This window comes from Microcoleus sp. A6-C6 (genome assembly GCF_036705955.1).
Lineage (GTDB): Bacteria > Cyanobacteriota > Cyanobacteriia > Cyanobacteriales > Microcoleaceae > Microcoleus.
Window position 1 is genome coordinate 95679 of sequence record NZ_JAUBVR010000012.1, and the last position, 14896, is coordinate 110574.

At 49.8% G+C, this 14896-nt stretch carries 10 protein-coding genes; 7 read left to right on the top strand and 3 right to left on the bottom strand.

The features are described 5' to 3' along the window. Positions 1-66: 66 nt before the first annotated feature. A complete protein-coding gene (locus tag QUB52_RS07790) occupies positions 67-774 on the bottom strand; it encodes a polysaccharide deacetylase family protein (protein ID WP_265239805.1) in 708 nt (235 codons plus the stop codon). A gap of 258 nt (positions 775-1032) precedes the next feature. On the opposite strand from QUB52_RS07790, the gene QUB52_RS07795 reads away from it, so the two are divergent. From QUB52_RS07795 to rodA, 4 genes are all read left to right on the top strand, one after another. After that, positions 1033-1161: a hypothetical protein gene (locus tag QUB52_RS07795; RefSeq protein ID WP_265239806.1), complete on the top strand. Its 129-nt coding sequence runs from the start codon at positions 1033-1035 to the stop codon at positions 1159-1161. Between the two features lies 1 nt (position 1162). Beyond that, the gene (locus QUB52_RS07800; protein ID WP_332966190.1) at positions 1163-1291 is read left to right on the top strand and encodes a hypothetical protein; all 129 of its coding nucleotides are present in this window, start codon (positions 1163-1165) and stop codon (positions 1289-1291) included. Positions 1292-1352: 61 nt separating this feature from the next. Further along, positions 1353-1700: a VOC family protein gene (locus QUB52_RS07805; RefSeq protein ID WP_265239807.1), complete on the top strand. Its 348-nt coding sequence runs from the start codon at positions 1353-1355 to the stop codon at positions 1698-1700. Between the two features lie 600 nt (positions 1701-2300). Beyond that, positions 2301-3560, top strand: coding sequence for a rod shape-determining protein RodA (gene rodA / locus QUB52_RS07810; protein WP_265239808.1), 1260 nt, complete (start codon positions 2301-2303; stop codon positions 3558-3560). Between the two features lie 278 nt (positions 3561-3838). On the opposite strand, the gene QUB52_RS07815 is transcribed toward rodA, so the two are convergent. Continuing rightward, positions 3839-5194 (bottom strand): proton extrusion protein PcxA, encoded by a 1356-nt coding sequence (locus tag QUB52_RS07815; RefSeq protein WP_332972821.1) that lies wholly within the window; start codon positions 5192-5194, stop codon positions 3839-3841. 52 nt (positions 5195-5246) lie between these two features. On the opposite strand from QUB52_RS07815, the gene QUB52_RS07820 reads away from it, so the two are divergent. The 3 genes from QUB52_RS07820 (at position 5247) to QUB52_RS07830 (ending at position 14125) form a co-directional block, all read left to right on the top strand. Continuing rightward, a complete protein-coding gene (locus QUB52_RS07820) occupies positions 5247-7460 on the top strand; it encodes a recombinase family protein (RefSeq protein WP_332972822.1) in 2214 nt (737 codons plus the stop codon). 340 nt (positions 7461-7800) lie between these two features. Then, positions 7801-11070, top strand: coding sequence for an Ig-like domain-containing protein (locus QUB52_RS07825; protein WP_332972823.1), 3270 nt, complete (start codon positions 7801-7803; stop codon positions 11068-11070). Between the two features lie 34 nt (positions 11071-11104). Continuing rightward, positions 11105-14125 (top strand): calcium-binding protein, encoded by a 3021-nt coding sequence (locus tag QUB52_RS07830; protein ID WP_332972824.1) that lies wholly within the window; start codon positions 11105-11107, stop codon positions 14123-14125. Between the two features lie 205 nt (positions 14126-14330). Here the strand turns inward: QUB52_RS07830 and QUB52_RS07835 are convergent, their stop codons facing one another. Beyond that, complete coding sequence (locus QUB52_RS07835; protein WP_332972825.1) at positions 14331-14876, bottom strand: rhomboid family intramembrane serine protease; 546 nt, start codon at positions 14874-14876, stop codon at positions 14331-14333. Positions 14877-14896: the final 20 nt, after the last annotated feature.

Here is a 14896-nt window from a genome sequence, read left to right on the forward strand (position 1 = left end):
GACTCGCATTCCTCACTACAAACTATAGAGCGTATTTTACTGAACAGGATGTGAGTCCTCAGAACTTTATTGATTTTTCAACAACTCAGAAACAGTTTTAAATTCGTAACCTTTTGACTGCAAAGTCTTGACAATTATCTCCGTTGCTGCAACAGTTTTCGAGCGATCGCCCCCACCGTCGTGCATCACCACAATCGAACCCGATCGCACATTGTTAATCACCTGATTTGCGATATCCTGTACCGAGTGTGTTTTCTCATAATCTTGGGAATCCACATCCCACATAATCAATTTTTTGTGCATTTGGGAAACCATATAAGACAAACCTATAAATCTCCGTCCCCAAGGTGGCCGAAAATTAATACTGTCCTGCTTCACCCCATTTTCCTGCAAAAGTTTGTCAGTTTTTTCAATCTCAGAAAGCAAATGCTGCTGTGGTTTAAACATCATATCTTTGTGAGAGTAGGAATGATTTCCCAACTCATTTCCCCTCGCCACAATCATTGGCACGATTTCTGGATGTTTCTCAATATTGCGACCGACTTCAAAAAAAGTTGCTTTAATTTGATAGCGATCGAAAATATCTAAAAGCTGATTTGTATAGGGAGGAAAAGGGCCGTCATCGTAGGTAAGGGCAATAACTTTTATGTCCGTATCGGCGCGGTTGAAACCGAAATAATTGTTAAATTTAGTAACTTTAATCAGCAGCGATGCTGCAAAGACTAATGCTATTGTGAACAGCAGAAACTTTTGTAAATTTTTACCTATTCGCATAGCTGGACAAGGCTCGATCGAGCATTAAAGTGGATTGCAGAAAGATTACCACAAATTGCGACGGATGGCATGAAATTATTTGAGATACTTCGGCTTCGCGAGCGTACAAGTTTGAGATTTGAGATTAAAAAATTGAAAAATGACTTATTCTGTATGGGTTTGGAGCAGGGGTAGTCTGGAGCATTTTTGGGAGAAACTGGCATCAAGCAGAGGTAGCCCGGAGCATCAAAGCCAAAGCACTCACATCTACAGCCAGAAGTGTACCGAGAACGGAGAGAATTAGACCGAGCCGTACAGCACCATGCAGCACTAGAAATACTCGATCGAGCCAACGACAAATTAGACCGAGCCGAAGCTTGCTATCAACTAGCCCAGACAGAACAATAACTTGGTAACACCGAACCCAACCCAAGAAAATTTCGATCGCACCATTCAACTATTCAGCCCAATAAACAGCAAGCAAGTAGAAAAGGTACAGTTAGCTCGCACAAAAAATCCCGAAAAAATACCTAATTAATCGAGAAAAAAATCAAAAAAAAGATACAATAAACTCAAGTACAACCATAAAAAATTTAGACATGAAACTAAAACGATTGGGACACGTAGCCGTCTGCGTGCAAGACATAGAAAAATCTGCTGAATTCTACCGAAATTTGGGTATGGAGTTAGTCTGGAAAGATCCAGACTGGGCTTATTTGAAAGCAGGAGAGGACGGATTGGCGCTGTTGAGTCCGAGTTATGACCAAGCAGGGCCGCATTTTGGGTTCGTATTTGACGATCGCACGGAAATGGAATCCGCCTACCAACAGCTTAAATCCGAAGGTGTTTCCGTCACCCAAATTCACGAACACCGCGACGGTACAGCGTCTTTTTACGGCAGAGACCCCGACGGTAACGGTTTTGAATACCTTTACGAACCCGCTTGAGGTTGATTAATCGAGTCCTGGACGCATTAAAGTCAGAAAAACTGGGTTTTTGAGCAGAATTTGTGACCTTAACTAAGGATTTTTGACTACCTGTACGTCCAGGAGTATCAAATTTTGTCGATCGTGCGAGGTATTTTAAAAATATTCAATCCAGCCAATGTGTGTACTCATTAATGCAGCAGTAGTTGTAGGGTGTGTCGCCACTAACCAGCCCTAGCTACCTATCGACAATTTAACAGCGACGCACCCGATCACAATGGTTTGATAAACAAACACAACTATTATTTAGCAATCTTTTGTCAAAATGGTATAAATTGCGGACAGGAAGCGGCTTTTCGCCCCCAATACACCAGATGTCAACCCTAAATCAGACTGAAAAACCCGGTTTCTTGGTGCAGGAGTGCGTAAGCTAATGATACCTGCACGCACTGCGATCCCGTGGCAGACGGCCCGGAACCTCCGTACCAATGGCAGAATAAAATGACATACTGACACCAACTCTTCCACAGTAAGGTGCAGGCTCAGAATCCGAAATATATCCACAACTTCCGAAAATCGGCTCGATAATCTAAAATCTAAAATCTAAAATCTAAAATCCTCATGTTCCAAAGAATACAAGTCAAAAACCGCTGGACATCTATCTTCAAACCCTGGGAAGAAGCAGACCCTTGGCTGTTTGCCGCTTGCATCGGCCTCACCATCTTCGGCGGAATCATGATTCGCAGCGTCGAAATCAACCAAGGGCTGATCGACTGGTGGCGGCACTGGGTAACTGGCGGAGTCGGTTTGTTATTCGCCATCATCATTTCCCGCTGTCGCTACGAAATACTGCTCCAGTGGAAATGGCCGATTTACATATTAATTAATTTGTCGCTGATTGCAGTGCGGTTTATCGGTACTACAGGGCTCGGCGCCCAGCGATGGATCAATATTGGTGGCTTCTATCTGCAACCATCAGAATTTGCCAAAGTAGGGATGATTATCACCTTAGCAGCTCTCCTCCACGACAAGACTGTCCCCACGGTGCGGGATATGTTGAGGATGCTGGCGATTATGGCCGTACCCTGGGGATTGATCTTTGCCGAACCAAATTTAGGTACTTCGCTAGTGTTTGGCGCGATCACAATGGGGATGTTTTACTGGGGTAATGTCAATCCCGGCTGGCTGATATTGCTGTTCTCTCCTCTAATCTCGGTTCTCCTGAACAACTTGTCTACACCGATTTGGATCGCTTGGGTAGTTGTTGCGGGGATTATCGCTTGGCGAAGCCTACCTTGGCCCTGGTTGGGGACTTTCGCTGCTGTGCTGGTGAATGTGGTGTCGGGACACGTCGGACACCTTTTTTGGGGCGTGTTGAAGGATTATCAAAAAATGCGCCTGACGGGCTTTTTAAACCCTGAGAAAGACCCTTTAGGCAGCGGATATCACTTGATTCAATCTCGGATTGCGATCGGGGCCGGAGAACTCCACGGCCGGGGATTGAATCACGGAACCCAAACTCAGCTTAACTTTATTCCCGAACAGCATACGGACTTTATCTTTTCAGCGATCGGCGAAGAATTGGGCTTTATTGGCTGCATTTCGGTGCTGGTGGTGTTTTGGATAATTTGTTTCCGCTTGGTGATGATCGCACAAACCGCAAACGACAATTTTGGTTCATTGCTGGCGATCGGCGTACTGTCAATGTTAATTTTTCAAGTATTCGTCAATATTGGGATGAACATCGGCTTAGCCCCAGTGACAGGAATTCCGCTACCTTTCCTGAGTTACGGAAATGCGTCGCTGCTGAGTAACTTTCTCGCACTGGGACTGGTGGAGTCAGTAGCCAACCAGCGACAGCGCAAGAAGCGTTGGAATTAGCTAATTGGCAATTCGAGCCAGATCTAATTCTGTCAAATAACCCTAATAGGTTTGTAGTGAGGACTTTCGTCCTCATATTTTTTTATTTTCGTCGTCACTACCAACTTAATAACCGTTATTTGACAGAATTAGATCTAACAACCGCCACATCGGTCAGGACATAAATAACTTCATGAATAGAGCCGATATCCGTCAAGCATCAATGGTTTGATTCCCGTTATGCAACCCTTCGACTGGCTCAGGACAAGCTGTCAACTGTCAACTGCTATATGAGCAGATTACTCGTTCATATTCTTGTAAGTTGCAACCGCAGAAGGCGAACTCCGGTTTAAATAGCGAAATATCCAATACTTAAATACTGTATCCAAGATAACTGGAAACGTCGCGATGAACAGAAATATAAACTGCCTATTTTCTGGTAGTCCCAAATGCCTCGATAAACCTTCGAGAATTATTTCCCAACCGTGCGGTGAGTGGAATCCGACAAACACATCGGTAAACAAAATAATTATGAAAGCCTTAGCACTGTCGCTAAGTCCGTAAACCACGTCGTCCATAAAAGACTTTAAAATCTCAATCTCTCTCTTGTTAGTGATGATAATGGCGGCAAAAGCCATGCAGGAAATCAAATCAGCAAAAATATTTTTAATAGCTCCATTACTTTCAGAGCGGTATTCCTGCGCCAGCTCAACTGCTTTCTGGGAAATCTTCTTTTCTGTTTCCTCGGAAGAAAGCGATGGAGCTATGCCAATTAATGTGTCAAATTTGAGGTGCCGCTCAAATTGCTCTAGTTTTTCAAATGCTTCTTCTTCCAGATCAACATTTATGAATAATGGAGCATTTTGCTTGACTCTGAAATGATCAACTACGGGGCCGACTACAAAGTTTTTGGTGATTTGATTTGTTAACAGCGGAACTAAAATCAAAAGTAAAATAAATCTCAGAGAAATGACTGTTTTTACTTTGGAATTTCGGAAGTTTTTAACTACGTCTTTTTCTGCTTCCGGGTCTAATTCTTTAGTAATTCGATTCAAAGTTCCCAAAAGCGATCGGGGTAATAAATTTACCTCTTCAAAGCTAGTGTCAACCTCGCCAGTAGTTTGATCAGAATTAGCTGAACCCTTATTTGTGCGAGGTTGAGAACTGCTTGTAGATTTAACCTGCATATTTACCGAACTGACAACCGGAACGATCGCAGTCGATCTACTATTATTAATATATTTGTCGATGATTCCATCAATAAACTCTAGCTTCTCCAATACCAGGGACGATTGATCTTTAATGTCTAAACCTAATCTGTGCGGGTGATAATCCGCGCTGTGTCCCGCCTGCGGTTTGGCTCCCACGCGATCGGGCAATTCCAAAAAAGAACGGCTAGCATTAAACTCAACCATCCTAGTTTCGATGACCTTGAGGTATTTTTGCAGTTCGGATTTAAAGTAAGACAGGGTGCTTTGTCCGTAATCGCCCGATCGCTCGGAGATGCCTTGGCCACCAAAATGCTCATCTTCGATCGCCTTAATTGCTAGCGCAGCATCATAAGCCTGTTCTAGAGCCCTTTCAGGCGTTTCTCGATACCATTGGTTGGCGCTGTACAGATATTTTACAAACCTGTTCCACAAAGAAGTATTCATAGCTAAAGCTCGTTAGTTGGCAGCAGACATTAGTCATTAAAGTATTCACGGTATGGTAACAAATTTACATGAATTGGGAACACCGGCAGAAAATTCAATTTGGATTGTCGGAGCCGCCCGCAGTGGCAAAACCGCTCGCTTAGTCGAGCAGTTCTGCCTGTGGAGCAAAACCGTCAAGCCTTTGCCCGCAACAGTTTCAGACCAATGGCGTTCCGGGCGGCGGCGGGCGGGACAAACAGCCCCAGCAATTTTAGTCTTAGCAGCTAACGGGGACAACCGACTGGAATTGGCCGATCGCATCGCCGTAGCCACCCAAGGAAAATATGCCTTTCACTCCACAACACCCTTCGGCTTTTTTGAGCAGGAAGTATTGCTATTTTGGCCGCTGCTAGTTCAGTCACTGAATTTGAGGGCTCAATTTCCGCTGCGTCTCCAACCTGAAACAGAATTGGAACTTGCCGCCAGACTCTGGCGTCGCGAATTAGACGAAGGGATTTTGCAACAAACAGGGGTAAGTCCAAACCGAATGGTGCGTCGAACTCTAGACTTATTACAACTTGCTGCTGTCAGCGGTACGCCGAGAGAAGAGATTAAGAGCATTCTCGAACAGGGATTTGCAGGGGATGGTGGCTCGAATAGCCTATGGACTAGCATGGGAGATTTGCTCGAAAGGTGGCGGGAATGGTGCTTGATGCGCGGGCTGCTGACTTACGGAATTATTTGCGAACTCTACTGGCGGGATTTGTTGCCAAATGCCACTTACCAGCAGCAATTAGCCTCTCGATATCAAGCTGTGATCGCAGATGATGTTGACGATTATCCGGCTATCAGTCGCCATTTGTTTGATCGAATGCTCGATTCTGGTGCAGTGGGGGCTTTTTCCTACAATCGGGATGGAGGAGTGCGTTTAGGTTTGGGCGCTGACACGGAATACCTCGCCCAACTGGAAAGCCGCTGTTTGGTGGTGGAAACTTTGAACGCAAAAGCCGGTTTAGCCTCAGAGATTGGAGATTTGGCGGTAAATTTGGCAGTGAATTCTGATGGTTTTTATCCTTTAGGCTTGAGTTTGCCCGGATCAGTTCGATCGCTCGAAACAACTTCCCGCGCTCAATTACTACGAGAAACCGCCGAAATTATTGTGGATGCGGTGAAGTCAAAAGCCGTGGAAGCGCAGGAAATCGCCGTAGTTGCCCCTGGGATGGATGCGATCGCCCGTTACACTTTAACCGAAATTCTGGCGCGAGATGGTATCGCCGCCGAATCGCTCAACGATCAGCGTCCCCTATCGACTACGCCAGAGATTCGAGCTTTGCTGACTCTGCTAGCGTTAGTTTATCCTGGACTAGGCCGTTTAGTCGATCGAGACGCAGTAGCCGAAATGCTAGTAATTTTAGGCAGCCAGAAACACCAGGAATTGCCTGATACGGAAGATTCCAACCCCACGTTTAATTTAAAATCCCAAATCCCAAATCTCAAATCGATCGACCCGGTGAGAGCAGGTTTAATTGCGGATCACTGTTTTTGTCCAGATCTCGATCGACCTCAATTGCTGGCAATTACAGCCTTTCCTCGGTGGGACAGACTGGGACATCGAGCCGCTGGGGCCTACGAGCAAATTGTCGAGTGGATTGAACAACAGCGATCGCAACAACAGGAGCGGCTGTTGCCTAGTCCAATTGCCCTACTCGATCGAGCGATCCAGAAATTTCTGGTCAACGACAGATACCTGCCGTTCGATCGGCTAGCAGCCCTGCGAGAGTTAATGGAAACCGCCGCCCACTACTGGGAAATACACGGGCGAATGCAGCGTTTAGAACCAACAAACGGGGGCGACTCAGAAACGATCGCCCGGTTCATCCAGTTGTTGCGCCAAGGAACCGTCACGGCCAACCCGTTTCCAGTCCGTTCAGAAGGCCCAGAAGCCCAAGCCGTCACCCTCGCCAACATCTTCCAGTACCGCAGCAGCCGCCGCGCCCACAAATGGCACTTTTGGCTGGATGCCGGCTCGCCGCTGTGGCTGAGTGGCGGTGCGGCGACATTGTTTGGTGCTCCTTTATTTGTGCGATCGCAACTGGGGCGTCCCTGGGAAACCGAAGACGAAACCGTCGCCAACCAACAGCGACTGCGGCGAATTCTGGTAGATTTGTTAAGTCGCTGTTCCATGCTTTACCTTTGTCACAGCGAACTAGCCGTCAACGGACAAGAGCAAACAGGGCCACTTCTGCCTCTAATTAACAGCTCTGTTTCTTGTCAGCAGTCAGGCTAAGGAATTTGGCAGGAGGCAAGAAAATTATGAATGCAAAGATTTTCATTTTTTCAACCCTTGGATAGCTCATTGAGGCTGACTTCAATTCAGACTTTTAGGTTCCAGCCAAATCCGGCGATATTATAGTTTACCCAAAACCCACATCAAAACTTGCAAACATTACTATTTTTAGCACAAAAAATTCCTGAGTTCAAAAAAATCTATAGCCCTGGCAATTTTGATTTATTATGCTAGAAATGAGCGAGATTATTAATCAATAATAAGTCAGATTTGAGGCAAAAAACTGAGATTAATCAGTTCTTAAAGTTAATCGGAACCGTCGTTTAAAGGAGCCAAAATAATGCCCAGTGCAGTACCACGTATCATAATTGAGCCAACTCCAACTCCAGAACCAGCACCAACGCCAACTCCAGAGCCAACGCCGACACCGACACCGACACCGACACCGGCACCGACACCGGCACCGACTCCCCCTCCCTCTGGGGACGACACATTTGGCGGCATAGACGACACCTTGGGCGGAGGCGGTACCACACCCTCAATGATCGGAGGCGTGATCCGGGGCACAGAAGCCAACGACTCTTTAGGAGGCAGTCCCGGCCCCGACGTGATTTCCGGGCTGCAAGGCAACGATACCGTGCTAGGCAACTCCGGCGACGATTTAGTATTTGGCAACGAGGATGACGACGTGCTGTTCGGCGGGCCCGGCAACGACGTACTCGACGGCGGTTCAGGACTCGATACCATGTACGGAGGTAAAGGCAACGACTCCCTCGATGGGGGAAATAACCCCGACCTCCTGTATGGCAATGACGGCAACGACACGGTAATCGGAGGCGAAGGCAAAGACACGGCCTACGGCGGCAAAGGCGGGGACAGCTTGCGCGGCGGGTCGGGCGACGATAGCTTTTTGGGCGACAAAGGCGACGACATCGTGTGGGGCGACCAAGGTAACGACTCGCTCTTCGGTGGCGACGGCGAAGACTTGCTATTTGGCAACGAAGGAGGCGACTGGCTCTACGGAGATGCCGGCGCGGACACAATTTTTGCTGGCGACGGTGACGACATTGTGTTTGGAGGTGCTGGAGATGACATCATCGACGGCGGTGCTGGCAACGACGTGCTGTGGGGCGACGAAGGCAAAGACATTGTGGCCGGAGGCGAAGGCAGAGATGTCTTTGTCATCGGTGGCTTCAGTTCCCCCAGCGGCAGCAGCAACGGCACTAACCCGGCATTTGTGACCACAGGCGGCCCGGATATCGCCGATGCTGACATTTTTACAGACTTTCGCCAAGGCGAAGATTCGATCGGACTCAGCGGCGACCTCAAGTTTGAAGATTTGGTAATCTTCCAAAGCACCGACAACAAAGCCGGCAGCACAATTATTCGCAACGGAGTCAGCGGCGACTTTTTAGCAGTATTGCCCGGAGTTGACAGCAGAACCCTGGGACGCAACTCCTTTGTAATTGCCCCCACAGTTCCTGGCAGCGCTACCCCGCTGCCCCTGCCCACGCCGAGTCCGAGCCCGACGCCGACTCCGACTCCCACACCGACACCGACACTAAGTCCGACTCCCACACCGACTCCTACAGACACTCCGACTCCCACAGACACTCCAACACCGAGTCCGAAGCCGATGTTCCCGACGCCGACGGCAAGTCCGACGCCGACACTGACGCCGACTCCGACAGGAAGTCCGACGCCTAGTCCGAGTCCGATTCCAATCGCCACTCCCAATCAGCTTCCAATAGCAGTTAACGACAACTTCACCACGGTTTCGGGTCAAGAACTAAGTCTCAACGTTCTGTTCAACGACACCGATGGGGACAAGAACCCTCTGACTGTCACGACTTTTACTCCAGTAGCCAAGGGGAGCTTGACTCCATTGGGCGGTGGCTTATTCAAATACACCCCGAATCCAGGCTTTTCGGGTGCTGACAGCTTCAGCTACTCCATCTCAGACGGCAACGGCGGCACTGCTCAAGGCCTAGTAACTATCAACGTCAGCAACCCGCCCCAGCTAGTAATTAACGAGGGTGTGGTGGTTGCCAAAGCTGCTCCTACCCAGACAATAACCGCTGCCGATTTGTTGGTGACAGATCCTGACAACTCGCCTTTGGAAATTGTTTACACGATTACCAAAGCTCCCGATGCTACTAGAGGTTTTGTGCAAAGGGGCGCCACTTTTCTCACTGTCGGCGACAAATTTACCCAAGACGATATCAACAACAATATTGTCAAATACAACTTGCTGGCTGCTGGTGGCAGCGATAGTTTCACGTTTACAGCCTCCGATGGGTCTTCCAAGATCGGGCCGGCATCCTTCAGTATTACGGTGGTAGATAATATTGTCGATCGCACCGCACTCCCGGCAAGCACCTTTGCAGGCAGCAACCTCAGCGACTACATCATTGGCGGGGCCGGCAACGATACCATCTCAGGCGGTGCGGGGGACGACATCCTCGACGGCAGGGGTGGCGACGACTTCCTATTCGGTGAAGCCGGTAACGACTCGCTGCTGGGTTCGATCGGCAACGACAACCTCGACGGCGGACTGGGCAACGACACGATCGACGGCGAAGACGGCATAGATTTGCTAATCGGCGGACTGGGCAACGATTTGATGTTCGGTGGCAATGACAACGACACCATCTTGGGCGGTGACAACAACGACACCATTGACGGCGGTGCAGGCAATGACTCGATCTTGGGAGAAGCGGGCGACGACTCGATACTTGGAGGTATTGGCAGCGATACCTTATTGGGTGGAATTGGCGACGACTCGATCGAGGGCGGTGCAGGCGACGACATCCTCGACGGCAGCATCGGCAGAGACTTGCTCGACGGCGGTATCAATAACGATTTCATCTCCGGCGGCGACAGCGAAGACACGATTTTAGGGGGAGAAGGCAGCGACACAGCACTCGGAGGTACCGGCAACGACTACATATTAGGTGAGGGTGGCAGCGACTCTCTGTTCGGCGAAGCGGGAGACGATACTGTAGACGGCGGCGCCGGCAGCGACTGTCTCAGCGGCGCCTTCGGCAACGACTTGGTATTGGGTGGCGATGACAATGACTCGCTTTCCGGCGGTGCGGGCAATGACATTTTGGGCGGCGGGAACGGTTCTGACTTGCTGACAGGCGATGCTGGTAATGATTTCTTCTACTACGAAACTCCGAGTGAAGGTGTGGATATCATTGCTGACTTTAACGCCAATGGTACCGGCACCGACAGATTCTTGTTCAGGTCATCAAATTTTGGAGGTTTAACCAACTCGGGAACTACTAACGATTTCACCAGTTTTATCGTCAGGAATATCGGCAGCGGTGGCGACAACATCAGCAAGCAAGAAGTGATTTTGTTTGAATCTAAATTTGACAACGCTCAAGCAGTCAATGCAGTGTTGAAGAATCAAAACGGTTCGAGCAAAACAGGAGCTTTCTTCGTGTATCTGAACAATACTTTTAACCAGTATGTTCTCGGCTTTGACCCGAATGTGGCAGACGACAGTCTCCCAGCTTTCGATTTGGCAGTGTTGAATTCTATTCCTACAGTGCCGGGAGCTCTGAGCACCGTCATTACTGCCTCTGACTTTAAGTTTATCTAGTCGTTTTTGAGTAGCGTCGCAAGGAGTCCGAAAAATGCCCAGTGCAGTACCAAGAATTATTATACCGGAGACCACTCCTACGCCGTCGCCGGGGACTTCTCCGACGATGACGGGGACTTCTCCGACGATGACGGGGACTTCTCCGACGATGACGGGGACTTCTCCGACAATGACGGGGACTTCTCCGACGATGACGGGGACTTCTCCGACAATGACGGGGACTTCTCCGACAATGACGGGGACTTCTCCGACGATGACGGGGACGGGCCCAGGGATTACGATCGTACCCGTGGTTAGACCAGTTCCGACTGTACCCACGCCTCCCCCACAGCCGCTGTTTGTCGATGGCGTAGTTGTCGCCAATGACGGGAATAACTATTTAATCGGCAGCTTGTTCAATGACACTATTTCCGGGCGCGACGGGGACGACACGATTCTGGGTCGGGACGGGGACGATATCATCAGGGGCGAAGACGGTAACGATTATCTCAATGGTGGCGCTGATAAAGATATTGTCGAGGGTGGCCGTGGCAATGACACGGCGCGCGGCGGCAAAGGCGATGATTTAGTTTCTGGCGAACTGGGGGACGATATAGCTTTTGGCGATCAGGGCAACGATGTTGTTTTGGGTGCTGAAGGCAACGATACGCTGTACGGCGGTAAAGGGAATGACTGTCTGCGTGGAGGTGGCGAGGACGACCTGATTTTTGGCGACAAGGGCAATGATACTGTTTCTGGCGACACGGGTAATGACTGCCTGATCGGCGCTGCGGGCAATGATATTCTTTTGGGCGGCGACGGCGGGGATGTCATCAGCGGCGGTGTTGGTAACGATACTGGTGACGGTGGCGAGGGTGATGACCTGCTATTTGGGGGAGATGACAATGATTCTCTGTCTGGAGATGCTGGGGATGATATTCTTTCGGGCGATCGCGGGTCTGATACTCTGACAGGAGGCGATGGTTCGGATATCTTTGTTCTCGGTAGGGTTGGTACGTCGGTTTCTAGTAACGGGTTTCTGACTACTGGCGGCCGCGAGATCGGTGATGCTGATTTAATCAGAGATTTTAAGGCAGGAGATGCGATCGGTCTAGCTGGAGGTCTGAACTTTACACAGTTAAACATCTTCCAGGGTCAAGGATCGAATTCTAGCAACACGATTATTCAGGACAAGCAAACTGGCGAATTTTTGGCGGTGTTGGTTGATGTGCGATCGAACTCGCTCGATGAATCGAGGTTCACTACGGCTCAAATACCGCGCGTAGAAGACAATCCCTTCACAATTCAGGGGACAAGTCCTTCTCCAACAACGGGGACAAATCCTTCTCCGACACCGACGGGGACAAATCCTTCTCCGACACCGACGGGGACAAGTGCTTCTCCGACACCAACGGGGACAAGTGCTTCTCCGACACCGACGGGGACAAGTGCTTCTCCGACACCCGCAACGGGGACAAAACCTGTTACCACACCGGTACCGACGGGGACAACTGCTTCTCCAACTCCTAGTCCGACTCCGGCGACGACTCCGACTCCGGCGACGACTCCGACTCCGGCGACGACTCCAACTCCGGCGACGACTCCAACTCCGGCGACGACTCCGACTCCGGCGACGACTCCGACTCCGGGGACAAGTCCGAGTCCGACTCCATCACCATCACCGGGGACAAGTCCGAGTCCAACTCCGTCGCCGGGGACATTGCCGACACTGATTACGAGTCCGACTCCGACTACGGGGACATTGCCGAGTCCCAGTCCTTCTATCGTCCCGACTCCAACGGCGACAACTCCAACTCCTCCACCTTTCGGCGGGGGGCCAGTGCCACCGAGTTTTACCACTCCGACTCCTAACGAACTCCCGATCCTAGAAACTGGCAAGACGCTGACTGCTTTGCAGAATTCGCCTCTGTCTCTCAGCATTTCGCAGCCCACAGATCCAGAGGGCCAGCCCCTATCGATCGGAGTCATCGGAATTCCCAATCCGACTTTTGGTCAAGTAGTTGTCGGTACAACTCCGATCGCCCTGAACCAAAAATTGACAGTTCTGGAATTGCTAGGTTTGAAGTTCCAACCTAAAACAGATGTAATCGGGCAAGCCGGTTCGTTCAGCTACAGCGTAGCGGACGACCAAGGTGGCACGGCGGCAGCCTCAGTGGCGATTAACATCAACTCTTTCGATGCGTCCTCAACCCTTCCGACGACGCTGCCGCCGGTACTTGGCGATGACGGCATCGTATTTACGAGTACGAATAATTTGCTGCCCACTTTCATCGATGTGCTCGCCAACGACTCCAGCCCACAAAAAGGGCCGCTCAGCATTATCAATGTCGGTACGCCGAAACTGGGCATAGCTGTGAATCTGGGCACTCAGGTGCAGTTCATCCCCGGCAACGTAGCGGGTACAACTACTTTCACCTACAGCGTCAGCGACGGATTCGGGACACTTCCGGGCGTAGGTACGATCGCCGTTTCCATCTTGCCGGCTGATAGCGGGCCTAACAGTTTGGTTGGTGGCTCTTTGCCAGATAATTTGAACGGTTTTGCAGGGGCAGATACTGTTGATGGCCAAGGTGGCAACGATACGATCAACGGCGGTTTGGATAACGACGTGCTCGTAGGTGGCTTCGGTGCAGATACCATGACGGGTGGCGGAGGCAGCAATCAATTCCGCTATACCAGCCCTGCTGAGGGTGGGCCGGTGTTTGATGCGGCTTCTTCGGCGGCGATCGATGCTGCGATCGCCGCTGGCGGATACGATGTGATTACTGATTTTACTGGTCTCGGTGTGCCGATCGCCGATCAGTTTAATTTTGCCCCCGGATTCCCGAATCTGAGTAGTGGCACCCAAGTTCTACTGAATGTGCAGACAACTGTTTCTGCAAATATTCTGGGAGGAAGTGCCTTCTTGTTTGCCTACGATTCCGGTGGCAATACATACATCATTTATGATGGCAATGGCAATAACCTCGCCGGCAACGATTCTCGCATTTTGGCGAAGTTAAATGGTGTAACTGGGGTGACATCTCTTTCGGGATTTGACTTCACGTTTATCTAGGAATAGATAGGAAACCACAGAAAAACGCAGAAGACGGGGCGGTTGAAACCGCACCTAGACAAACAAAACCCGCTTGTATAGCGGGTTGAAGACCATAACAGTTGAAATTACGTTATTTTCTTCAGTCCGCGTCGGCGGACTTTGTTTGTGTAGACGCGGTTTCAACCGTACGTCCTCGTTTGTATAGACGCGGTTTCAACTATATCTAAATTTGATTATCCTCAGAAAAAAGCCCCAATAAAGGGCCGAGAATAGCACCGAAAACAAAGCCACCGGCGTGGGCCCAGTAAGCAACTCCCCCGGATTCCATGCCGACACTTGCCGGCGCATTTAACGAAGCCAGGCCGCTCAATGCTTGCTGTGCAAACCAAAATGCTAGAAAGAAGAAAGCGGGGATTCTGACGGTAGTAATAAAGATTCCCAAGGGCAGCAATGTCAAAACTTTGGCTTGGGGATATCTGAGAATGTATGCTCCCATCACGCCTGCGATCGCGCCGCTAGCACCCAAGGAAGGAATAGCCGATGCTGAGGAAAAATACCACTGAGTTAGTGATGCTAAAACGCCGCAGGTAAGGTAAAATATTATAAATTTAACGTGCCCTAAACGGTCTTCTACGTTGTTGCCAAAAATCCACAAAAATAACATATTTCCGGCAATGTGCAGAAAGCCTGCGTGCAGGAATTGCGAGCTAATTAGGGCTTGCTGAATAATTGATCGCTTTTTGGTGATCGGGAGTGATCGATTATTCAACCAGAGTTAGACATGAGTTT